This window comes from Aeromonas sp. A600620, from assembly GCF_029479985.1.
In the GTDB taxonomy this organism is placed as follows: domain Bacteria; phylum Pseudomonadota; class Gammaproteobacteria; order Enterobacterales; family Aeromonadaceae; genus Aeromonas; species Aeromonas veronii_A.
This window is the reverse complement of record NZ_JAAKXB010000023.1, coordinates 1-22,595: the sequence shown is the minus strand read 5'-3', so window position 1 is coordinate 22,595 and position 22,595 is coordinate 1. Positions and strand designations below refer to the sequence as shown.

Below are 22,595 nucleotides of genomic sequence, written 5' to 3'. Positions count from 1 at the left end.
TCTCTGCTTTTTCCGTTATTGGTGGGCGGACCAGCCAGCGGCGCTCCGATCGGGCGTTACTCTGCGCGGCTCACTTCGGCATTGTTCACCTGAGCCCGGCAGAAGTGGATAAAGTGGCGCAGGGAGGTGGAGTGGTACTTCTGCTTGTGCCAGATAAGGGAGAGCTGGCGCGGGAAGCGACGGGAGAGGGGCAGGGCGATCAGCCGCCCATCTGCCAGGCGATCCGAGGCTGCCAGCCGGGAGATAAAGGAGATGCCAAGCCCCTTCTCCACCGCCAGCATCACCGCCTCCAGGGTGTTGAGTTCAAGCCCTGGTTGCCAGCGGGGCAACTCGGGCTGGATCTGCTGGATAAATTGCTCGCGGCTGCCCGATTGTGCTTCACGCAATACCCAGGTTTCGCCCCCCAGACGGGAGAGGGAGAGCTCCTTCTTGTTGGCAAGCGGGTGACCGGGTGGGGCCACCACCAGCATCTCGTCCTGCAGCCAGGGTTCGGCGAGCAGGTCGGGGTGGTGGTTCTCCCCCTCGATCAGTGCCATATCCAGCTCGAAGTTGGCCAACGCATGGCAGAGCAGGTGAGTGTTGTTGATGGTCACCTTGGGGGGGAGCCCCAGCTCCTGTTTGCTGCTGGCGAGCAGGGTGGGGAGCAGGTAGTTGCCGATGGTCTGGCTGGCACCAAGGCGCAGTTGGCCGCTCGGCTCGGCATCGGGGCTGAACAGGTTCTCGATATCTTGCATCCGTGTCAGCAGCTCTTCGGCGGCCGGTTGCAGCAGGCGCCCCTCGTTGTTGAGCTGCAATCTGGGGTGAATGCGGTCAAACAACGGGGTGGAGAGCTGGCGCTCCAGCTCCTGTAGCGACTGGGAGACGGCCCCCTTGCTCAGGCAGAGCTCGTTGGCGGCAAGGCCAAGGTTTCCATAACGGGCAATGGTGGCGAACACTTTCAGCTGCTGCAGGGTCAGTTTCATCGTGTTTGGTTTTCCTGAATGATTGATTTAATTCATTTAGATATCGTAAACGATAAGGGACCATTATCCTATCGCCATAGTCATCAATAGAAAGGTGTCATCATGATCGCAAGAACCCGTAAATCACTGGCTGCCGCCCCAACCCCCATGGCGGGTCTGGCGCTGGGCATCGCCAGCCTTGGTTGGTGTTGGGAAAATGCCGGTCACTTCGATGGCCGGATGCAACTGCTGGGTGCTGCCATTGCGGCCGTGCTGCTAGTGATCCTGACCTTCAAGTTTCTGCTTCACCCCCGCCTGCTGTTGCTGGATCTCGCTCACCCCGTGGTGGGCAGTGTGGTACCGACCTATGCCATGGGCACCATGGTGGTCTCCAAAGCGCTCGGTATGATTGCGCCGCAAGCGGGCGAGGCCCTCTGGCTGTTTGCCGTGGCGGTTCATCTGCTGTTCCTGGCCACCTTTATCTGGCATCGCGCCAAAGAGTTTGAAATCCACCACATGGTGCCGAGCTGGTTCGTGCCGCCGGTGGGGATCATCGTGGCTGACGTCGCCTTCCCGGGTGGTCAGTTTGCCCCGCTGGCCAACGGTCTGCTCTGGTTCGGGATCATCTGCTACGGCTTGATGCTGCCGCTGATGCTCTACCGCCTGATCTTCAGCCATGAAGTGCCGGATGCCGCCAAACCGACCATTGCCATTCTGGCTGCCCCTGCCAGCCTCTCTCTGGCCGGTTACCTGACTGTCAGTCAGGAGCCGTCACTGCTGCTGGTGGCCGTGCTGTTGGGGATCGCCATCCTGATGACCGGCATCATCTATCTGGCCTTCATCAAACTGCTGCGTCTGCCCTTCTCGCCGGGTTATGCCGCCTTCACCTTCCCGCTGGTGATCGGTGCCACCGCTCTGTTCAAAGTGGCTCATCTGGTTGAAGGGTTTGCGCAAGGGAGTCACTACGTCGAGCAGATCAGACTGCTGGCTCACTTCGAGCTGGGGGTGGCTACAGTCATCGTCGGGTATGTGGCACTGCGTTACCTGATGTTTTTTCTGCCGCAGCGTAATACCGAAATGAATAACGGCATGGCTCGCCAAGGGGCTCACCGATAAACCTTGATGATGTGACAACGGGAAATGGATAAGCAGTGCGCTCCGAGAGCGACGGGATAAACGACCAGTCATACGATGGATGGACAAAGAGCCTCCACCCTGGTTGTGTAACGAGCAAAATGCCCCGCAGTGCGGGGCATTTTTTTATGGTTTTTTGATGTGGCGCCAGTGGCGGGCTATTTGACATGGATTTAACTGGTATTACCTGTCAGGACGACTACAATGCAGCACCACTTTTTCGCTCGACCCCGATACATGTCGTCCCAAGATCCCGTATTTGACTCCTCTTTTGAAGCCCGTTTTCTGCATCCCCGCTACTGGTTCAGCTGGCTGGCGCTCGGTGTGCTGATGCTGCTGGCCTTTGTGCCGGTGCGATTGCGCGACCGTTTGGCCGAAGCCTTGGCACCGCTGGTGTTTCGTATCTCGAAAAAACAGATCTATATCGCCAGAACCAATCTGGAGATCTGCTTCCCGGACAAGAGCCCGGAAGAGCGGGATGCCATTGCACTGACCTCGATCCGGGTCGGCCTCAAGAGTCTGTTGGGATTTGGCGAGTTCACCATGCGCAGTCAGCGTTATCTGATGAGCCGGATGCAGGTGATCGGTTGGGAGCATATCGAGGCGGAGCGGGCTGCCGGTCGTCCGGTGATCCTGGTGGTGCCCCATACCTGGCCGGTGGATGCCGCCGGTTACTGCTTCACCCAGCGCGGGGTGCCCATGTGCACCATGATGAAACGGGCACGCAATCCGGTGTTTGACTGGCACCTCAACCGTGCACGGGCCAAAAACGGTTGCCGCGTTTACGAGCGCAGCGCCGGGATCAAGGCGGTGATCAGAACCATCAAGAGTGGTCGCAGCTTCTTCTACCTGCCGGATCAGGATCACGGTCGCGAGAAGAGCATCTTTGCTCCCTTCTTCGGCCACCCCAAGGCGACCCTGCCAGCCTTGCCCCGTCTGGTTCAGGTCAGCGGCGCCAAGGCGGTGCCGCTGCTCGCCTGCTATGACGAAGCGAACCACTGTTACCGGCTTGAGATAGATGCCCCGTTTGACAACTATCCCACCGAGGATGTGATGGCCGATACCTGTCGGATGAACGATATGGTGCAACAGCAGCTGACGCGCCATCCGGGCCAGTACATGTGGTTCCTCAAGATCTTCGATACCCGTGAAGATCAGGAGGGGCCGGATGGCCTCTACGAGGCGGGGATCCAGCGGATCCGCAAGGGATTGTCGCCCCACGGCTGACCCTGAATTAAGATTGATTGAAATGGCCCCAGGTGGGCCATTTTTTATGATAACTAGTCTGATCTGTGCCTTGCAGGTCGATAGCAAGCCTCCTCAGGGTAGAAAAAAATGTCAGGATAATTACAATAACCGCTTGTTTTTGATGACTTGATGGTCGCCATGTCTGCGTTAGATCCGGTATTTGATACCTCATTTCATAGCCGCCTGCTGCATCCCAAATGGTGGGGCAGCTGGTTCGCACTGGGCCTGCTCTCCCTGCTGGCATTTACTCCTGCGAGGTTGCGGGATCGCTTTGCCGATCTGGTCTCACCGACCCTGCTGCGTTTTTCGAAAAAGCAGGCCTATATTGCCGATACCAACCTCAAGATCTGCTTTCCAACGCTGGATGCCGCCGCACGTCAGGCGCTGCTGCTCAAATCGATCCGGGTCGGGCTCAAGACCTTTATGGGCTTTGGCGAGCTCAGTTGGCGCAGCAAGGCGCGCCTGACCCGCCGCGTCAAGGTGAGCGGCTGGGAGCATGTGCAAGCGGAGCAAGCTGCGGGCCGTCCGGTGATCCTGGTGGTGCCTCATACCTGGGCGGTCGACATGATTGGCCGCTACTTCTCCATGATGGGCATCGAGATGTGCACCATGATGAAGAGCCCGAAAGATCAGGTTTTTGACTGGTACATCAACCGCGAGCGGGCCAAAGGGGGCAAGGTCTATGAGCGCAGTGTCGGTATCAAGCCGGCGATCAAGTCGATCCGCGCTGGCGCCAGTTTTTTTTATCTGCCGGATCAGGATCACGGCCGTGAGGCGAGCGTGTTTGTTCCCTTCTTCGGTCGTCCCAAAGCAACCCTGCCAGCGTTGCCCAAGCTGGTGAAACTGACTGGTGCCAGAGCCGTGCCCATCTTCGCCAGCTATGACGAGGATGAGGGATGCTATCTGCTGGAGATCGAGCCGCCGTTTGACCCTTATCCCACCGCCGATCTGCTGGCAGACGTCAACGCCATGAACCGGGTGGTGGAGATGCAGGTTGCCCGCCATCCCGAGCAGTACATGTGGTTTCTCAAGATCTTTGAAACCCTGGAGCATCAGGAGGGGGATGACGGACTCTATGAAGCGGGGATCCAGCGTATTCGTCAGGGCTTGCCGCCCGAACCTTGAAAATTGGCCCGCATGCGGGCCAATTTTGTTGGCAGAGGAGCCTTTCGTATTTGGTCTGTTGCGGGTGGTTTTTAAGGCGAACGGGTGGACAAAAACAGCGCAAACAGAGGATAACAGGGTGTCTTATGACAGGGAGAGGCAAGTGAGCGTGCGCGGAGCTATCTTCGAGAGCGGAAATAGGGTAAAAGGGCGGCCATGAAAATTCCAAATCGAATCCAACCCCTGGTGGATGACGGCCTGGTCGATGACGTCATCAGCCGGCTGATGAGCGGCAAAGAGGCCGACGTCTATGTGGTGCGCTGCGGCGACGAGATCCGCTGCGCCAAAGTCTATAAAGAAGCGTCCAAGCGCAGCTTCAAGCAGGCCGTGGTCTATCAGGAAGGCCGCAAGGTGCGCGGCAGTCGCGATGCTCGCGCCATGGAGAAGGGCTCCAAGTACGGCCGCAAACAGCATGAAGAGGTGTGGCAGAACACCGAGGTCGACGCCCTGTTCAAGCTGGCGGCGGCCGGTGTGCGGGTGCCGCAGCCCTATGTCTGCCTCGATGGCGTCCTCTTGATGGAACTTATCACCGATGAGGATGGCAATGTCGCGCCGCGCCTCAACGATGTGGCGCTTACCCCCGAGCAGGCGGTCATCGACCATGCCAAGGTGATCCGTTACGTGGTGAGGATGCTCTGCGCCGGTCTTATCCACGGCGATCTCTCCGAGTTCAATGTGCTGGTGGATGAACAGGGCCCCGTCATTATCGACCTGCCCCAGGTGGTGGATGCCGCCGCCAACAACCAGGCCAAGGCGATGCTGGAGCGGGACGTCAACAACATGCGCAACTACTACGGCATGTATGCCCCCGAGCTGCTCAAGACCCGCTACGCCCGGGAGATGTGGGCCCTGTATGAAGATGGCAAACTGACCCCCGACAGCGAGTTGACCGGCTTGTTCGAGGAGAGCCGCGAGCAGGTGGATCTCGATTCTGTATTGCACGAGATCGAGAGCGCCCAGGAGGAGGCACTGGCTCGTCAGGCCAGGATGAAGGCCGAAGAGGAAGACAGCTACTGATCTTGTTGGTGGCCGTGGTCAATGGAAAAAGAGCGCCTAGTGGTGCTCTTTTTTATTGTCTGCCGCACAGCCCTGGCCTCTTGGCCGGGGCCAGCCGGTAAAACCGGACCCAGCAGAGATCGCCGGTATGATAGCGGCGATCCAGCCATTGTCCATCTGCAGCTTCAATGACCTTGAGCGAGGCGGGATTTGTCTTGTCACAGCTGATGAGCACAGGTTCGCTGAGCACATGGCGCTGCACTCAACCGAGCAGGATGCGGGCGGCACCTTCACCCCGGCGGGTGGGATGGTCTCGTAATCGATATAGCCAAGCCACTGGTGGGTGGCTTGGCTTGTCGCCGTGGCGCAGGCGCAAGGTGGCGAGGAGCGCTTCCCCTTCGAGGGCAAAATAGGTGGTGGTCGGTAGGTAGCCCGGCGGCAGATGCAGGCCATTGGCATGGGCGAGCAACTCCTGCAGCCACTGAGTCGAGCCGAATTGCGCCACCTGATAGAGCGGCAACCCGGCGGCGCCACATTCGGCCTCGTAGCGGCGGTAGGCGGGGGCGTCGGTCAGCCGAGCGGCCCGGCACTCGATGAGGGGTTGCATCAGGTCTGGGTGGCCAGAGGCCACAGCGGCCAGGGTTCGCTGTGGTGTGGCTCCTGGATGCAAGCGCGCTGGCGGCCAGCCTGTTTGGCGGCATAGAGTGCCCGATCCGCGCGCGAATAGGCCTGCTCAAAGCTCTCGCCCTGCTGCAGCGAAGTGAGCCCTATGCTGAGGCTGATGGGGCCACCGGCCAGCGACCGAGTGGCGTCTGCGACCCGCTGCTGCAGGGTCTGGCAGCAGGCCGGCAGCGTTTGCGAAGTCTCCATCACCAGCAGCGCCAGCTCGTCGCCGCCAAGGCGCCCGGCTAGCCCCGCCGTCGGCAGGCTCTCCCGGATCACCCGTCCCACCGCCCGCAGCATGGCGTCGCCAGCGGGATGACCGTGGCGGTCATTGATCTGCTTGAAGTTGTCCAGATCGATCAGCAGCAGCTGGCCGGGGCTAGCCATCTCGCGGGCACGCAGGGCCACCTGGTGTTCGAAATAGTGTCTGCTGTCCAGTCCGGTCAGGGCATCCAGGTTGGCGCGCCGCTCCAGCTCGCGCTGGGTGGCGAGCAGCGCCTGCTGCTGACGGGTGTGCACTAGGCTCAGCAAAATGAAGCTGCGGGCAATGGTAAAGAGCAGGCTGAGCAGGAGCACCGGGCCGAGCAGGGGATCGGTCAGGCTGGAGGCAGCCGACTCAGGCCACCACTGATGCTTGGCCATCCTGATCAGTTGCAGGGCCAGTTGCAGCGCAAGCAGCAAGATGGCAAAGCGCAGCACCCGGTAGGCGGGGGCCAACCGCTGATAGCGCCAGAGCTGCCACAGCAGCAGGCACATTTGCAGCGAGATGGCCCCGGATAGCACCACGATCCGGCTGTGTATGTCATCCTGCGGTAGCTGTGTGGCGGTGACAGCGAATAGCAGGAAGCCGGCGAGGGCAAGGAGCGGGCAGAGCCAGCCGAAACGGTCGGCCTCGCGCCGGAAGAAGTGGCGCAGCCCCCGCTCATAGAGTAGCGGGGTGGCGATGATCAGCAGATTGGTAAGCAGGATATTGGCAAGGGAGATCTCTCCCGTAAGGGGTCGCAGCAGCAGGCAGCCAAAGGCGGCGGCGATGGCCAGTTCGCTGGCCGACCAGTAGAGCAGGGAGCGCAGCTGTCGCTGGGTATGCCACAGGTAGGCGAAAATGGCCGCGACCCCGATGTGCGACAGGCTGACGAACAGCACCAGACTCAGCAACTGGGCCGAGGAAAACAGACTCTGCATCAAGGGTTTGGGCTCTTCCTGCCGGGAACGGCGCAGCGACCTCAGGGCCGGGTGACTGGGCCGGATCACAGCATGAATTGCGCCGTTGAGCAATGGTTCAAGTGATCCGGGCACGATCGCGGCAACAACCGCCACAAGAGGGCTGCTGACTCGATTAATCAGGGGCGGGGCATGACGCCGGAGCGTTTATGCTTCCCACACTCTTGGGTCAGTCAATAATGACCGGCAGCCGCATGACGTTGGCCTCCCGACCGAGGTGGGCCAGCAGGCGGCGCACGTCGTCGAGGCGGATGATCAGAGTCGCGGTGTTGACCAACGGATGGCACTGCACCTGTTCGGCCTGCCAGATGGCCTCGTCTACCACCAGCTCTACCGCTTTTTCCCTGTCGCGCACCATGGCGAGCAGGGTTACCGAGCCCGGGGTAAGGCCGAGCACCGCATTGAGTCGCTCGGGGGCGCCAAAGCTCAGCCGCTTGACGCCGAGCATGGCAGCCAGCGCCTTGAGGTCGACCCGGCGCTCCTCCGGACTCACCACCAGAAACAGCCGCTCGCTTTTCGGATCGCGCAAAAAGAGGTTCTTGGTCTTGGCTGCGGGCAGGTCGGGCAGCAATTTGCTCGCCTCCTCACAGGTAAACACCGGGTGATGATCGACACGCTGGTAGGGGATAGCCAGCTGATCCAGCAGAGAATAGATTGCCACAGAGACTCCTTTTGTCGGCGAAGAGTGGTCAGAACGGGATGGGTGGGAATCACGACCGGATCGAGCTTACCAGTTTGACTCCCGCCTCGCAGCCAGCGTGACGATTGCGAGCAGGCACTGTATGAACGTACAATAGTCCCATTCTCGGACAGCCCCTTTACGCTTCATGACTGCAACCCAGCCCACCGTACCCGCCACTCCGCCCCTCGACGGTTTTATCCTGACCCGCCATGGTCGGGACGTGCGCGGTCGCAACGGGCAGCCTGCAACCACCGAAATCGTGATGTGGCTCTGGAGCGCGCAGGGGCCGGTGCGGGTGGTGGTGCCGGGGCAGGAGCCGGTGTTTTTTTTGCCGCAGAGCCATATGGCTGAAGCTGCCGAGCTGTTCAAAGGCGCCGGGGTGAGCGGGCGGTTTCGCCGCCTGCCGATGCACACTTTCGATGGCCGCCCTGTGGTGGGCTGCTATTTCGCTACCCTGAGCGCCTTTCACCGCGCTATCGAGCTGCTGCTTATTCGCGGACTGGAGCACTTCGAGGCGGATATCCGGCTGCCGGAGCGCTTCCTGATGGAGCGTTTCATCACAGCTGGCGTGCGCTTCGATGGCCGGGCTGTAAAAAAGGGGGGCAAGCAGGGCTACTGGGAGGTCAACGAGGCGCGCTGCGCGCCGCAGGCGGTGACACCGACCCTCTCCTGGGTGTCGCTCGACGTGGAGTGCGCCATGGACGGGGCCCTCTTCTCGGTCGGTCTTTACAGCGAACAGGATGCGCGGGTCATCATGATCGGCACCCCGGAAGCGGATGCCGACAGCTGGGGCACCCAGGTCCAGTGGGTAGAGGACGAGAGCGCCCTGCTGAGTGCGCTGGAGAGCTGGTTCAGCCTGCATGACCCCGATCTGGTCATCGGCTGGAACGTGGTCAATTTTGACTTTCGTCTGCTGCTGCGCCGCGCCGAGCTTAACAAGCGGAGACTGCGGCTCGGGCGGGGGCGCGAGCTCTGCTTCTGGCGCTCGTCACGGGGCGATCCCCAGACTGGCAACGTCATCATTCCCGGGCGCATGGTGCTCGATGGCATCGATACCCTCAAAAGCGCCACCTGGCAGTTTGCCAGCTACAGCCTGGATGCGGTGGCGAGCGAACTGCTTGGCCGTGGCAAGGATATCGAGGATGTGGCCAATCGGGGGGAGAAGATCACCGAGCTGTTCCACTCCGACAAGGAGGCGCTGGCTCGCTACAACCTGGAAGATTGCAAGCTGGTGTGGGAGATCTTCGACTACTGCCACCTCATCCCTTTTGCCATCGAGCGCGCCTCCCTCACTGGTCTTGAGCTGGACAGAGTAGGGGGCTCGGTGGCGGCCTTTACCAACCTCTATCTGCCGCGGCTCCATCGTGGCGGCTACGTGGCCCCCAATTTGCCGGCCGACGGTGGGCTGGCGAGCCCCGGCGGCTATGTGATGGACTCCAAACCCGGTCTCTATCGCCATGTGCTGGTGCTCGATTTCAAGAGCCTCTATCCCAGCATCATCCGCACCTTCTGCATCGATCCCATGGGACTCATCGAGGGGTTGCAACACCCCGACCACGCCATTCTAGGTTTTCGCGGCGCCATGTTCTCCCGCGAGCGGCACTTTTTGCCGGATCTCATCGCCACCCTGTGGGCGGCGAGGGACAGAGCCAAGGCTGCCAGCAACAAGGCACTCTCCCAGGCCATCAAGATAATCATGAACTCCTTCTACGGGGTGCTGGGGTCGGGGGGCTGCCGTTTCTATGATCCGCGACTTGCCTCGTCAATTACCTTGCGTGGTCACAGCATCATGCAGCAGACCCGCGAGTGGATTGAGGCGAAGGGGTTCGAGGTGATCTATGGTGACACCGACTCCACTTTTGTCCATCTGGGGCGCGAGACCAGCCCGGATGAGGCGGACGAGATTGGCCAGCGACTGGCGCAAATGATCAACGATAACTGGGCTGCACTGATCAGGCGAGAGTTCGACCTGCCGAGTTATCTCGAGATCCAGTACGAGACCCACTATCGCCGCTTTCTGATGCCCACCATCCGCGGGCTGGAGAAGGGCAGCAAGAAGCGCTATGCGGGGCTGGTTGGCAAGGCCAGTGAGGAGAGTGAACAGCTGGTGTTCAAGGGGCTCGAATCGGTGCGCACCGACTGGACCATGCTGGCCAAGCAGTTTCAGACCCGCCTCTACGAGCTGGTGTTTCACGATGAAGATCCCAGCGGCTATGTGCGCACCATGGTGGATGAGACCCGCGCCGGTCGTCACGACGATCTGCTTATCTACCGCAAACGGCTGCGCCAGAAGCTCGAAGAGTATCAGAAGAATGTGCCGCCCCATGTGCGTGCGGCGCGGCTGGCCGATGAGGAGAACCTGCGCCGCGGGCTGCCCCAGCGCTATCAGCATCGGGGCGCCATCGCCTATCTGATGACCCTCAATGGCCCCGAGCCGCTGGAGTACCGGCGCAGCGCCATCGATTACGAGCACTATATCGACAAGCAGTTGCGGCCCATTGCCGATGCCATCCTGCCCTTTATCGGCGAGTCGTTCGACCGGATCTGTGGTCAGCAGCTGGATCTTTTCTGATTGGTGCAAGTTGGCACTTTACTTCCCATGAATACTGGATAAAAATACAGTTATAAATCATGGAGAAGTTTCCTATGCGTCTTGAAATCATCATCGACAGAAAACATCAGATCCCGACCTCGACCATGGAGGCGCTGCGTCAGGAGCTGCTCAAGCAGCTTGGCGAAAAATTTCCCGACATCCATGTGCGGGTCGCGCCGGGCAGTACCATGGCTCTGACCGTCAGCCGTGCCAGCAAGGAAGACAAAGAGCTGGCCGAAGCTATGGTGCAGGAGGTGTGGGAGAACGCCGACAGCTGGATGCCGGAAGAGAACGTCGCATCCTGATCCCCATGGTCAGTGGATAATTCTGGGCGGTGGATAAATGGGCTGAGGATAAACGGGCATGCCTGCTAATGCACTGCTGATACCCATACAACAAAAAACGCAGCCAGGTGGCTGCGTTTTTTGTTGGTGGTGAGTCGCAGTGGCTTGTCTGGCTCTGGGTTGAGCCATGCCGTTACAGTCCCGCCCAGCTTTTCAGGCTCTGCTGCTGCACCCGGCGGTTGGCTTCGCGGATCTCCCCTTTGGCGCGCAGGTCGGCCAGCGCAATGGGCAGTGCGGCGCGGATCTCGGCACTGCTCATTCCGGCTTTGAGGGCCGGGTGATAGGCCATCTTGAGCAGCACATAGTCCAGCCCGGTCAAAAAGCTGTCGATGCTGTTGTCATTGAAGATGGAGGGAAACACCTTGTCCGAGTCGTTGGGCAGACCCATCACCTGGGTGAACTCCTCCACCACGCAGTCGAGAAAACGCCCCTTGGCTCTGCTGTAGTCTACCGGAATGATGATGGTGGCACGGCTGATCTCGTGTTTCGCATTGGTTGCGAAGTTGGCAAGGCAGAGCCCCTCCTTGAGCGCCATCTTGACCGATGGATCCCCCCCCATGGTGCGGTTGGCCCAGCTCTTCATCTTGCTGTAGTCGGTCATGATCAGGGTGAGGTTGGGCTTTGCGGTCACCATGCTGATGGGGTGGCCGGTGATGCGGGCCAGATGGGCCGCCTGTACCTTCACTACGTCGGCCTGCAGCGGCTTGTCACCCGATTCGTTGATAAGTTGCAGCCGGATCGGCTGCTGCCAGCGGGCAAAACGGGTCTGCCTGGCTTCGCCATACTCCCGCTCCATGGCGATGGCCATAAAGCTCTCGACCAGATAGCTGTCGCTCTGCCAGCGCTCATCGGCCAGGGCGCTGTGGCCCGCGAGCAGAAGCAGCAGGGCCAGCAGCCCGCGTGACGCGCGGCGGGGATAGGCAGCGCAGCCCAAGTTGGCCATTACCAAAGTGGCAATAAAGCGGTTGGCACCAAAGGGGATGGCGGCAAATGACATGTTTCCTCCCTGAAACGGTTGTCAGCCTAGCGGTTGGCCTTGTCGATATCACGCCAGGTGAGCCAGAGTCTGAGATCAAACTCCAGTTGATGATAGTCGGGCTCCATGTGCTGGCAGAGCTGGTAGAAGCTCTTGTTGTGATCCTTCTCTTTGATATGGGCCAGCTCGTGCACCACGATCATTTTCAGGAACGGGGGCGGCGCCTCCTTGAACAGGGCGGCGATGCGGATCTCGTTCTTGGCCTTGAGCTTGCTGCCCTGTACCCGGCTGACGTAGGTGTGCAGGCCGAGGGCATCCTTGATCACGTTGATCTTGCCATCGAACACCACCTTTGACAGGGGCGCCGAGCTCTTGAGGTAGCGGTTCTTCAGCTCCATGGTGTAGGCAAGCAGCGCCTTGTCGCTCTGGATCTGGTGGCTTTCCGGATAGCGTTTGGCCAGCATCTCCCCCAGCTTGCCCGCCGCAATCAGCTGCTGTACCTGTGCCTTGAGGGGGTCTGGATAGCCGCCCAGATAAGTCAGTTCCGCCATGGTGTCACTCGTTACATCAAAAAGAGCGTCATTGTAGTTATCTCGGGCGGGCTTGCCTACTGCGGGCCGCCGCTGCAAGGCGATCTGGCGCAATAAAAAGGGCGGCCATTGCAACAATGGCCGCCCTGCGGGGCGTATTGACGATCAGCGTCGGCGATAGAGACCCGGATCCACCTCTTCGTAGTGGCTGGTCAGGTATTGATAAAAGGCGAGATGGGAAGGGGAGCTCGGCTTTTTCAGCTCCTCGCTCACCCGATCCGGCTTGGCGATGATGAACTTCGGATTCTGGCGCTGGATATCGGCCAGCACCCGCTCGCGCACGTCATAGGGCGGATTGACGTTGGCAAAGAAGAGATAGGCGGACGCTGGCTGGCGATCGGTCCAGAGATAATATTGCGGCTGGATGCCATCGACCCAGATCTTGTCGCTCGGGACTGTCTCGGCCTTGATGCGATCGACCCGTACCTGCGCCGCCGGATTGAAGGGGCGACCCTTGAGGGTCCCTTCCCAGGCGTTGTTGATCATCAGCAGCAGCATGGCCAGAGTCGCCAGCCAGGGGGTGGCACTGCGCACATCCCAGGCTCGCCAGAGGGGGATGAGGATCAGCACCGGCAGCGCCCACAGCAGGCTGGTGCCGAGCACCTCGTTGACCCGCTCGAGGGACCACTCCTTGGTGCTCCAGCCAAAACCGAGCTGCTGGGCCAGCAGCCAGCTGGCGGTGAGCACCACCAGCGAGATGCAGAGCAGCCCGATGGCATCTGCCTGCTGTTCGCTGCGATCCAGCAATACCGCCAGCGGCAGCACTGCCAGTTGCAGATAGAGCACGTCGTAGTGATCGAACACATGGCCGGAGACCGAGTTGGCGATCAGGGTAAACAGCACCCCAAACAGGGTTGCCAGCAGGGCGGGCAGATACCACTCCTGACGGCGGCTCAGCATCAGAATGATGAAGGCGGGCAGCAGCATCACAAGGCCGGTGCGCAGCAGGCCGACGGCGCCCACCATGGGGGAGAAGCCATTGCCGTAGCTCCCTTCGAAGAAGATGTCGAAGGCGTAGTATTTGAAGGCCGCCAGCAGATCATGCTGCTGGAAGTAGGCGTAAAGCGGGCCGCCAATCAGCGCCAGCCCCAGCAGGCTGGAGATGAGCAGCAAGATGGCATCACGCCACTTCTCATGCAGACACCAGTGGCAGAACAGCACCAGATACCAGGCTCCCCAGAAGGCGCCGTTGTTGGTGCGCATCCAGGCGACGATGGCGAAGGTGAGGGCCGCCACCAGCGCCGGCCACCAGCGAAATCCCTTGTCCAGCAGCAGGGTGATGAAGGCCCACTGGGCGATGAGGGCGAGGTGGAAGGTCCAGTCCTCAGTCATGTTGCCGTAGTAGTAACGGGTGCCGTAGAGAGCCAGCACCGCCAGCATGGCGCCAAGGCGCGCCTTGAACGAGAGTCCGAGCTGGGCAAAGGCCTGCCAGCTGGCCAGCAATCCGAGCCAGCAGAGCACCCACTCCAGTGTCCAGATCCCGACAAACCCCCCCATTCGATAGCCCAGCGCGTCGAGAGCGAAGATCATCGGCCCCTTGATGTCGATCATGTCGCGATAGAGCACCCCCCCTTCGCTCCACATCTTGCCCATCACCGCGAACAGCGAGGCATCAAACCCCGGCGCCATGGCGTGGAAGAGCGGGTTGCGCAGACAGAAGAGCAGCGCCAGCAGGGCGGTAAGCAGCACGATGGCTGGCTTGATACCCGGGTTGACGCGAGGGGGAGTGAAACGGATGGAGTGATTCATGAAGTCGCCTGTTCCTGCAGCTGGTCTTGAAAGCGGGCCTATCTTGCCGAGCTAGTGAGTGCGATGCAATGGGGCAGGCCCGTGTGGGGCAAATATTCTCGAAAAAGCCCGGTTCTTGCAGGGAACCGGGCGCTGGCTGCGGCAATATTGGCCGTCAGGGGATGTAGCAAGCCATCCCCCCTCTGCATCAACTGAGGTACTCAAGCAGGGGCGGCTGCGCTTCCAGTGTCGGCAGGTGACGGGCCCAGCGGATAAAGGCGTCGGCCAGGGTGATGCCGAGCTCCTGATTGTGCTGGGTCAGGGTACGCGCCAGTGCGGTGTAGCCCTCCTTGCCGGAGGCGGTATAGGCGCTCGACACTCCGCGATAGACCTGTTCGGCATTGACCGCTTGCCACTGGCCGGGGGCGGCTTCCCACTCCAGTCGGGTGATGCGCTGGCCCTTGGGCCGATCGGCCTGATAGGTGAATCGCACCCCTGCGGTGTAGGGGAAGCTGCCGTTGCCATTGCCGACCACGCCGTTGTTGGTGGCGTTGTCGATGGCATTCTCCAGTGCCTCCGCCAACTCGTGACCGTGCACCCGATAGAGGGTGAGGGGAATGGCAAACGGCAGCAGGCGACCGGCGATATCCGCTTCGCTCAGGGGGCCCGGCTCCAGCGAGCAGCGCACGCCGCCAGCATTGTGCAGGGCAAAGTCCACCTCGCCTACCTGTTCACGGGCGGCGGTCAGCATGGCGCGGGCCACCAGCGGGGCGAGCTGGCTGCCGTGGGGCTGGGTGGCATCCGGCAGCCGCTGATGGGGAAGTGGCGCCGCCAGTCGGGTGACGATGCGCTGGCTCATGGTTTCAATCTCCGGCCGGTAGCGTTTGGCCAGATGTTGTTCAAGCTGTGGGTCCGGCTCACAGAAGGTGAGCCCGACAGGTGGCGTGGAGGCGTACGGCCAGGGCTGCCAGGGGAGCCACTCCAGCTGACCCTGACTCTGCACGACGCGGCCCGCCTCATCGAAGGTGAGCTCGCAGACACCGAGGCAGAGGGCGCTGTGGCCAGCATGCAAAATAGCCACCCCGTTGTTCATCAGCGGATAACTGCCTTCGCTTGGCAGACCCAGCTGCGCGAGATCGCCGAGCAGGCTGTGGGTGTGGCCGCCGATGATGAGACTGAGCTCGGGGAAGCGTTCGGCCAGCAGCTTGTCCTGATCCAGCCCGAGGTGGCTCAGCAGCACGATATGCTGGATCCCTTCGCGCTTGATCTCCTGCAACACCCTGGTGAGGGTGTCGGCGACCGCGTGGAAACGGGTGTGGGGATCCGGGTTGGCGATGGCAGCCATCTGGGCGAGGGTGATGCCGAGCAGTGCAAAGGGAACCCCGTCGATCACCCGGCGATGCCAGGGCTGATGGGCGTCGTAGAGGTGGGGAATATCCCACAGCCCCAGCGGCGTGTCGGCTGGCTCCTGACTGTTGTCCAGATTGGCGGCCAGCACCGGAAAATCGAGCTGGCGCAAGAACTCCACCAGCGGGCCGTTGCCCAGATCGAACTCGTGGTTGCCAAGTACCATGGCATCGGGGGCCAGCATGGCGAGCAGGTCGGCGTTGGCGCGCCCTTTGAAGCGGTTGAAATAGAGCGAACCCTGAAAGGAGTCGCCACCGTGCAGAAATAGAAAACGCTGGCCGGCTGCTGCGGCTTTGGCACGCAGTTGGGTCAGTCGGGTCAGGATCCGGGCATAACCGCCGCACTGGGTGCGCCACTGGCCTTCACCGACAGGGGAGAAGCTCATGGGCGCGCCATCGAAGTGGGAGTGGCAATCACTGAAATGGGCAAGTTGAACCGTAATACTCATCTCGGTCCTCCTTAGGGGGAAAATGAGCACCGAGTCTACTGCAAAGGAGGGGGAGGATACCAGCCCGGCAGGGTGCCGGGCTGGTCAGCGATCAGGCGGGTACCATGATCTGGGTGGCGACGATCACCACCAGCAGGCCGACGGCGACCGGCATACTGGTGCGCTTGACCACCTCGAACGGCGAGAGCTTGCCCATCCCCGCACAGGCGACCACCACCCCGGAGACCGGAGAAATGGTGCGACCTAGGTTGGAGGCTTGCAGCATTGGGATCACCAGATAGGCCGGGTTGATGCCAAGGCTGCTGGCCAGGTTGGGGATCAACTCCACGAAGGCGTAGAAGGGAGCATTGCCCGAGCCGGTGGTGAAGGCGGCCAGGGTGGTGATCACCACCAGTGACAGCATCATGATCAGACCACCCGAACCGAGATCCTGCGCGTGAGCCAGCAGGGTGTCGATAAAGCCGACGGTCATCAGACCCTGGGCGAAGACACCGGCACCGACCAGCAGCATGACCACACCGGCAAAGGCGTCAGCCATGTTGCGCCAGCAGACCTGGAGACCGTCCAGCAGCTCCTTGCCATTGCGGATACGCACCAGCTCCAGCAGGCTGGCCAGCACCATGCACATGACGATGATGGTGACGATATCCAGCTGCGGACCCCATTTGCCGTCAAACACCAGCACCCCGATGATGGGGGTAAAGGGCAGGATGGCGTAGAAAGCGGGGGCGGTAGTCACCAGATCACCCGGGGCGACCGGCTCGTTGTGCTCACCGGATTTCTGGTCAAGGTAGCGCTGCCAGAAGAAGTGGGTCACCGCCATACAGGCGATCGCCACCAGCGAGATGGGCAGGGTCAGCTTGAAGGCAAAGTCCAGCAGCGGCATGTTGGCGGCCTGAGCGGCCATCACCACGTCCCCTGAGGTTGGTGCCAGAATAATGGCGGCTGGCGAGGCGCACACGGCCGCCGCCGCGCCACGGGAGATCCCCATGTTGACCATCAGCGGGAACAGGGTGGCCATCAGCAGCACGCCGAGGCCGGTAGCGGAGCTCACCGCCAGCGACATGGCACAGGCCACCAGATAGGCAGCCACCAGCAAGATATAGGGGGACTTGATGATGCCGAGCGGTTTGCTGGCCAGCTTGACCAGAATGGTGTTGGCGCCGATGTGGCTCATGTAGCCGGCGAAGCCACAGAGCACCATGATCAGCATCCCCAGTCCACCGCCACGATCATTGAGCAGGAAGCGGACGTATTCGAAGATATCGGTTGCGAGATAACCGGTGCTGACCACCTTGCTCGGCAATACCGGCTTGCCCATCATGGCGGTGATGATCAGCAGCAGCAAGCCGCCGCTCAGCAGCACCCCGGTTGCGGAGTATCCTTTGAAAATGGCACGGCCCACCACCAGGGTGACCAGGGTGCCAACAATGAGTTCCAGCATATGTTGCCTTCTGATTGGATGAGAGTGGAAGGAGTCTATTCCGATAGGGGTAGAGTGGCGACTGGAAACAGGATGTTGTGTGAGCTAAATCAACGTTTAACCCCATGAACAGAATTAAAGAAAGGTAAAGGTACTTTACCCAGCGGGTTTGGCTACCTACCCTTGCCAGCCTTGGTTGTCTTTTGAGGCTTTTATATGGTGATTGGTGATTTTTCAGGCATTAAACGCTCTCTTTTCCTGCTCGCGATGCTATTTTCACCTACTTGCGTGTTTGCGGTAACCAATGACGGTTTTCATCAAACCGGTCCTCATCAGGCGGTCGCCATGCGGCGTCTCATGGCTCCTCACTCTTACGGCGTACTGGTGGTTGCCGAGGGGAACAGACCCCGTTTTGCCGCGCTGGCATCCAAAACCACGGAAGCAAACTGCCTGGCCCGTCATGCCATCCGGGTAGATGGGGTCGCGTTGCTGGTCACCCCGAGATTTTATGCCAAAGAGGGAAAACGGGGACTTTGCGAGCTGTGGCTCAATGAGGGGGCAGATCAGGACTTTTTTGCCAACCGTCTTAAAAATGATCATTTCATTCAGATAGATGGTCATGACATCAATGTGAAAAACTATCACCTCGACTGGCAGCGCATCAGTCGTACTGCTCAATAAAAATACAGTTTCATCCTTGTGCCATACTTTGCTCACGCAACCTGTGAGCTTGCTCTGATTTCTGGGCTCATCATTGTATTGCGCCGCCTCTTGGTCACACATAGGCTATACCCGTCATCTGTGTGGCGGTGGGTTTCACCAAGGTTGGTACTCCGCCCGTGCAATCAAGGAAGGTAGTCTGGCATGGTCAGCAAGGTTTATGGAGTAGTGGGGAGCGTGCTATTGCTGTTGCCCCTGATGAGTCAGGCTCAGCCGAGCCGGCCGCAAGTGGTGCCAGAGTCCCGCATCAATGTCCGTTTTTATGAGGTAAGTGCTGCCCAGCCAGATCAACTGGCACGCGCCATTGCTCAGAGTGCCCCCAAGGTGAATGGCAAGCCTGTGCTCGGCAAGGCGAGTTATCAGGTGGACTGGCAGCTGGAAACCGACCAGTTGCCGGGGCGTTGCCAGCTCAAACGGGTAACGGTAACGACTCATGCCACTGTATTGTTGCCCCGCTGGCGTCAGAGTTCGGAGGGGAGTGACCCTGCTCGCCAGCGCTGGGGTCGGCTGCTCTCCAGCATGTTTGACTATGAATCCCGTTTCAAAGAGATGGTGCTGCAAGGCGGAAATCAGGTGGGCGGGGCGATTGCGGCACTACCAGGCCATGCAGATTGCCAGGCGTTGCGCTATGCCGCCTGGGCTGCGGGCAGTGGCGAATTGAACAAGGTGAAGGCACGGGTAGACGATTTCCAGCGTCAGACGGGTTATGGCGAACAGCTCGGGGTGCATTGGCCCAAGTGAACTCTGTCTGGAGGTGCGAAGCCCTGCCAAACCCGGTCAATATGGCACGATTCAACATCTGAAATGGCCGCCCCACCGGGCGGCCATTTCATTGCAGACAGCGCCATGTTTAGACCAGCGCCTTGCCTTTGAGCAGTTTGCGCACCCAGTAACGGGCAGGGTGGAGCGCTTCCAGTAGATCGGCGGCCAGTGGCAGGGGCTCACCGCAGATCTCGCTGGCGAGCAGCTCGCCACAGAGCGGCGCCGAGCAGAGACCCCGCGAACCGAGCGCCCCCAGCACATAGAGGCCGGGGTGAAGGGGGAGCGGCTGGGCGTTGTGCTGTTCATGCTGCAGCTGCACATAATGATCCGCCAGACCTTGCAATCTGGCCACTGGCCCCACCACCGGCAGGTGATCCCGGCTGGCACAACGCACCCCCACGCGCGCCTCGTTGCCGCTCACATCCACCTCGGCGGGCCAGGTTTGCTCCGGCAGGCAGGCTTGCAACCGCACCTGATTCTGGATTTGCTCCTCGGCACGAAACTCAAGGCTGCTCTGGTTACGGCCATAGCTGGCACCAATACAGTGTTGATCGTTGTGCATTGGCGTGAGGTAGCCATCGTAGCAGAGCACGGTATTAAGCCGGCTCAGGCTGGTTGAGGTCGGCACATGGCTTACCTGACCGCGTACCGGATAGAGCGGCAGCTCGGCAAAGGGGAGCAGTGATGGCAACTGGTGACCGGCGGCGACCACCAGATTGGGGGCCTGCCAGTGGCGGCCATCCTGGCTTTTTATTTGCCAGCCATCGGCCAGTTCAGTAATAGCGACCACCTCGGTATTGAACGCCACCTCAAGCAGCCCGCTGGCTTGCGCTTCTTTGATAGCTGCGTGGGTGAGATCGGCCGGACAGAGCCAGCCTCCCAGCGGGTAACTGACGCCGCTGTGGCCACAGGGCAGGCCAACCACCTGCTCTACCTCTGCTGTAGAGAGGGGATACATCAGCTCGGGGGGGAAGGGGCCCTGGCTCATTTTCGCCAGCTTGGCTGCCGATTTGTCGTCATAACCGAGCTGGGTTACCCCGCACAGTGCAAAAGCGATGGGATGTTGCGCGGCCAACGCCAGTAGCCGTAGGCGGGCATAGCCAAAAGCGAGCGAATAGAAGCGTGACAGGGCATCGTGCTCGCCGTTGAGCAGCGGATAGAGCGCGCCCTGGCGGTTGCCGGAGGCGCCGGTGGCCGGTTCGCCATCTGCACACAACAACGTCACCTTGCGGCCCCGCTCCACCAGAGAGAGCGCCGTCATGGCCGAGGCAATGCCGCCGCCGATGATCACTACCTCGCCAGCGCGTCCGGCAGGACGGGCATACCAGGGGGCTATGGTCTGCTGCGGCTGCTTGTCGGTGCGATCCCCCACCAGCATCTCCCGCTTGCTACCGTGGCCCTTCACCTTCTTCATGGCAAAACCGGCGGCAATCAGGCCGCGACGGACAAAACCGGCACAGGTAAAGGTGGCGATGGAGCAATCGGGACGGGCGAGGCGAGCGAGACTATCAAACAGCTCCTGTGTCCACATCTCCGGGTTCTTGGCTGGGGAGAAACCATCCAGATACCAGGCATCCACCAGCCCCTCTGCCCGGTGAGGCACTTGCGGCAGCATATCCTTGATGTCGCCAAACCAGAGATCGAGGCGAATGCGGCCACCCGTAAAATGCAGGCGGTGGCAACCGGAAACCGGCAGTGGCCACTGGGCGACAAGATCCTGGCTCAAGTGGCCAAGTTCAGGCCAGGCGGCCAGCGCCTTGCGCAGATCGTCTTGGGTCAGGGGGTATTTCTCGAAACTGATGAAGTGCAGACGGGAGCCGTTACCGGATTGGGGCGCCTGTTCCAGGAAGGCTTGCATTGTCGCCAGAAAGTTAAGACCTGTGCCGAAACCTGTTTCACCTATCACGAAACTGTCACTATCGTGGTGCGAAAATCGCGCAGGTAGCCGGTTTTGCTGCAAAAAGACGTAGCGGGTTTCACTTAGACCGTTATCATTGGAAAAGTACACATCCCCGAAGTCACTGGAGACAGGAGTTCCCGCTTCATTCCAGTCCAATCGGGCATGATGTAAGGATGTTTGACTCACGTTTTCCTCGGCTCGCGTCACAAAATCGCGGGCATTCTACGTGAAAGCAGACCAGTTTGGCAGCCGAAAGCGGGTAGACTTGGCGCCAGTTTTTCCAGACGAGATGAATTAATGAGAAGAGCAGTGATCACCGGTATCGGCGTCATCTCCAGTATCGGCAACAACAAGGAAGAAGTGCTGGCCTCCCTGAAAGCAGGTAAATCCGGCATCACCTATTCCGAGCAGTTCGAGCAGCACAATCTGCGCAGCCGTGTCTGGGGTAACATCAAACTCGATCCGTCTGAACTGATCGACCGTAAAGTCATGCGTTTCATGGGCGACGCTGCGGCCTACGCCTATCTCTCCATGCAGCAGGCCATTGAAGATGCCGGTCTGGCGGAAGATCAGGTCTCCAACGAGCGTACCGGCCTGGTGGTCGGTTCAGGTGGTGCCTCCGGCAAGAACACTTCGGAATCTGTGGACATCGCCCGCGAGAAAGGGGTCAAGCGTGTGGGCCCTTACATGGTGCCGCGCACTATGTCCTCCACAACCTCTGCTTGCCTGGCGACCCCGTTCCAGATCAAGGGTGTCAATTACTCCATCAGTTCAGCTTGCGCCACCTCTGCTCACTGCATCGGTCACGCGCTTGAGCTGATCCAGCTTGGCAAACAGGATGTGGTCTTCGCCGGTGGCGGTGAAGAGCTGGACTGGTCCTCTACCATCCAGTTTGACGCTATGGGGGCCCTCTCCACCAAGTACAACGACATGCCGGAAAAAGCCTCCCGTACCTATGATGCGAATCGCGATGGTTTCGTTATCTCCGGTGGCGGCGGCATCCTAGTGATCGAAGAGCTGGAACATGCGCTGGCCCGTGGTGCTCACATCTATGCCGAGCTGACCGGTTACGGTGCTACCTCCGATGGCTATGACATGGTCGCGCCGAGCGGCGAAGGCGCGGTGCGTTGCATGAAGATGGCAATGCAGGGGGTTGGCAAGGTTGATTACATCAACACCCACGGTACCTCCACCCCGGTTGGCGATACCAAGGAGCTGGAAGCCATCCAGACTCTGTTTGGTGCCAACGGTCCCAAGATCTCTGCCACCAAGGCGATGACCGGCCATGCGCTCGGCGCTGCCGGCGTGCACGAGGCTGTCTACTCACTGCTGATGATGGAGCACGGCTTTATCGCTCCCAGCATCAACATCGAGACTCTGGACGAGAAGGCCGAAGGTCTGCCCATCGTGCGCGAGTACGAAGAGGCCGAGCTCAACACCGTCATGTCCAACAGCTTCGGCTTTGGCGGTACCAACGCCTCCCTGGTGTTCAGCAAGTTCAAAGCATGATTATCCGGTTGATATGAAAAAAGCGCCTCAGGGCGCTTTTTTTGTTTCCGTGATCTGCCATCACTCATTGCAGAGCAGAGCAGAGCAGAGCAGAGCAGAGCAGAGCAGAGCAGAGCAGAGCAGAGCAGAGCAGAGCAGAGCAGAGC

The 22,595-nt window shown here is 60.4% G+C and carries 19 protein-coding genes; 9 read left to right on the top strand and 10 right to left on the bottom strand.

The window, feature by feature from the left end:
* Positions 1–56: 56 nt before the first annotated feature.
* Positions 57–962 (bottom strand): LysR substrate-binding domain-containing protein, encoded by a 906-nt coding sequence (locus G5533_RS19995; RefSeq protein WP_019445811.1) that lies wholly within the window; start codon positions 960–962, stop codon positions 57–59.
* 102 nt (positions 963–1,064) lie between these two features.
* Between G5533_RS19995 and G5533_RS19990 the strand changes: the two genes are divergently transcribed.
* The 4 genes from G5533_RS19990 to G5533_RS19975 all read left to right on the top strand — a co-directional run bounded on the left by G5533_RS19990 (position 1,065) and on the right by G5533_RS19975 (position 5,504).
* On the top strand, positions 1,065–2,057 hold the full coding sequence (locus G5533_RS19990; protein WP_158112510.1) for a TDT family transporter: 993 nt from the start codon (positions 1,065–1,067) through the stop codon (positions 2,055–2,057).
* Between the two features lie 255 nt (positions 2,058–2,312).
* Entirely contained in the window at positions 2,313–3,302 is a 990-nt protein-coding gene (gene lpxM / locus G5533_RS19985) for a lauroyl-Kdo(2)-lipid IV(A) myristoyltransferase (RefSeq protein WP_216953494.1), read from the top strand.
* Between the two features lie 150 nt (positions 3,303–3,452).
* Positions 3,453–4,448: an LpxL/LpxP family acyltransferase gene (locus G5533_RS19980; RefSeq protein WP_216978871.1), complete on the top strand. Its 996-nt coding sequence runs from the start codon at positions 3,453–3,455 to the stop codon at positions 4,446–4,448.
* Positions 4,449–4,643: 195 nt separating this feature from the next.
* Positions 4,644–5,504 carry a PA4780 family RIO1-like protein kinase gene (locus G5533_RS19975; protein WP_216978870.1) on the top strand — a complete coding sequence of 287 codons (861 nt, stop codon included), beginning with the start codon at positions 4,644–4,646 and terminating at the stop codon, positions 5,502–5,504.
* A 241-nt stretch (positions 5,505–5,745) separates the two neighbouring features.
* Here the strand turns inward: G5533_RS19975 and G5533_RS19970 are convergent, their stop codons facing one another.
* The 3 genes from G5533_RS19970 to G5533_RS19960 form a co-directional block, all read right to left on the bottom strand.
* Entirely contained in the window at positions 5,746–6,090 is a 345-nt protein-coding gene (locus G5533_RS19970) for a hypothetical protein (RefSeq protein WP_421207272.1), read from the bottom strand.
* The gene (locus G5533_RS19965; protein ID WP_421207270.1) at positions 6,090–7,328 is read right to left on the bottom strand and encodes a GGDEF domain-containing protein; all 1,239 of its coding nucleotides are present in this window, start codon (positions 7,326–7,328) and stop codon (positions 6,090–6,092) included. The genes G5533_RS19970 and G5533_RS19965 overlap by 1 nt, the downstream gene beginning before the upstream one ends.
* Before the next feature lie 208 nt (positions 7,329–7,536).
* Positions 7,537–8,028 (bottom strand): prolyl-tRNA synthetase associated domain-containing protein, encoded by a 492-nt coding sequence (locus G5533_RS19960; RefSeq protein WP_421255857.1) that lies wholly within the window; start codon positions 8,026–8,028, stop codon positions 7,537–7,539.
* A 166-nt stretch (positions 8,029–8,194) separates the two neighbouring features.
* Here G5533_RS19960 and G5533_RS19955 point away from each other — a divergent pair, with 166 nt between their 5' ends.
* Entirely contained in the window at positions 8,195–10,621 is a 2,427-nt protein-coding gene (locus tag G5533_RS19955) for a DNA polymerase II (protein ID WP_421255856.1), read from the top strand.
* 74 nt (positions 10,622–10,695) lie between these two features.
* The gene (locus tag G5533_RS19950; protein WP_129503940.1) at positions 10,696–10,947 is read left to right on the top strand and encodes a DinI family protein; all 252 of its coding nucleotides are present in this window, start codon (positions 10,696–10,698) and stop codon (positions 10,945–10,947) included.
* Positions 10,948–11,119: 172 nt separating this feature from the next.
* On the opposite strand, the gene G5533_RS19945 is transcribed toward G5533_RS19950, so the two are convergent.
* The 5 genes from G5533_RS19945 to dcuC form a co-directional block, all read right to left on the bottom strand.
* On the bottom strand, positions 11,120–11,983 hold the full coding sequence (locus G5533_RS19945; RefSeq protein ID WP_441255240.1) for a DUF2927 domain-containing protein: 864 nt from the start codon (positions 11,981–11,983) through the stop codon (positions 11,120–11,122).
* A gap of 26 nt (positions 11,984–12,009) precedes the next feature.
* Positions 12,010–12,513, bottom strand: a complete 504-nt coding sequence (locus tag G5533_RS19940; protein ID WP_005333421.1) for a M48 family metallopeptidase — start codon at positions 12,511–12,513, stop codon at positions 12,010–12,012.
* A gap of 144 nt (positions 12,514–12,657) precedes the next feature.
* Positions 12,658–14,301, bottom strand: a complete 1,644-nt coding sequence (locus G5533_RS19935; protein ID WP_421223797.1) for a hypothetical protein — start codon at positions 14,299–14,301, stop codon at positions 12,658–12,660.
* Positions 14,302–14,488: 187 nt separating this feature from the next.
* On the bottom strand, positions 14,489–16,135 hold the full coding sequence (locus tag G5533_RS19930) for a bifunctional metallophosphatase/5'-nucleotidase (protein ID WP_421210165.1): 1,647 nt from the start codon (positions 16,133–16,135) through the stop codon (positions 14,489–14,491).
* 91 nt (positions 16,136–16,226) lie between these two features.
* Positions 16,227–17,579: an anaerobic C4-dicarboxylate transporter DcuC gene (gene dcuC, locus G5533_RS19925; RefSeq protein ID WP_421210166.1), complete on the bottom strand. Its 1,353-nt coding sequence runs from the start codon at positions 17,577–17,579 to the stop codon at positions 16,227–16,229.
* Between the two features lie 195 nt (positions 17,580–17,774).
* Between dcuC and G5533_RS19920 the strand changes: the two genes are divergently transcribed.
* On the top strand, positions 17,775–18,239 hold the full coding sequence (locus G5533_RS19920; protein ID WP_421210168.1) for a hypothetical protein: 465 nt from the start codon (positions 17,775–17,777) through the stop codon (positions 18,237–18,239).
* 183 nt (positions 18,240–18,422) lie between these two features.
* Complete coding sequence (locus G5533_RS19915) at positions 18,423–19,019, top strand: DUF922 domain-containing protein (RefSeq protein WP_216953506.1); 597 nt, start codon at positions 18,423–18,425, stop codon at positions 19,017–19,019.
* A gap of 109 nt (positions 19,020–19,128) precedes the next feature.
* On the opposite strand, the gene mnmC is transcribed toward G5533_RS19915, so the two are convergent.
* Positions 19,129–21,147 (bottom strand): bifunctional tRNA (5-methylaminomethyl-2-thiouridine)(34)-methyltransferase MnmD/FAD-dependent 5-carboxymethylaminomethyl-2-thiouridine(34) oxidoreductase MnmC, encoded by a 2,019-nt coding sequence (mnmC, locus tag G5533_RS19910; protein WP_421210169.1) that lies wholly within the window; start codon positions 21,145–21,147, stop codon positions 19,129–19,131.
* 90 nt (positions 21,148–21,237) lie between these two features.
* Between mnmC and fabB the strand changes: the two genes are divergently transcribed.
* Positions 21,238–22,449 carry a beta-ketoacyl-ACP synthase I gene (fabB, locus tag G5533_RS19905; RefSeq protein ID WP_216978860.1) on the top strand — a complete coding sequence of 404 codons (1,212 nt, stop codon included), beginning with the start codon at positions 21,238–21,240 and terminating at the stop codon, positions 22,447–22,449.
* Positions 22,450–22,595 lie beyond the last annotated feature (146 nt).